Source organism: Vibrio sp. 1249-1 (assembly GCF_033340495.1).
This window is the reverse complement of record NZ_JAWOWJ010000844.1, coordinates 1-590: the sequence shown is the minus strand read 5'-3', so window position 1 is coordinate 590 and position 590 is coordinate 1. Positions and strand designations below refer to the sequence as shown.

Annotated in this window: 1 pseudogene; it reads left to right on the top strand. The window is 46.3% G+C overall.

The annotated features are described in order from the left end of the window. Positions 1–590: pseudogene (locus R7Z50_RS29240) on the top strand (transporter substrate-binding domain-containing protein); the annotation flags it as partial.

Below are 590 nucleotides of genomic sequence, written 5' to 3'. Positions count from 1 at the left end.
CTGGACGGATTCTTCCCAGACTTTATCGACTTAATTCAGTCGCGTACGGGTTTGGCCTTTAGTTATGTGAAACCGACGTCGAGTCTTTCTAATGGGTTGACGGCGTTTGATGCCGATATTGTCCCGGTATCTTATGTGGGCCCAGTGCCTAAGTCAGACTGGCTGATCACTAAACCATTCATGCACAGCAATTACGTTTCTATCCAAGCAGAAGAGAGCGAGCGCGACAAGTCATCACCAGAAAAAGCGGGCATTCTACTGAGTTTAAAGAAACAAGGGTTGGTGCACTTAGGTGTGTGGCAACAGGACCGTTTTGACCGTTATGACGATTTAAAACAGTTGCTTGCGGATTTGAAATCAGGCGTTTTGGACGTGGCTTACATTCCTGATGACGTTGTTCATAGCATGATTGCGCAAGATCAGGTCGATGGTTTGGTGATCAATGAGCAAGACGTTCTGACGTTCTCGAATGCGTTTGCAGTTGCAAAACACAATACGCAGCTCCAACACATGCTCAACAGCATCATCGAAACCATTGACTCAAATGAGATAGAAAAACTTCTGCGCTCGCACCGAAGCTTCAACCTAGT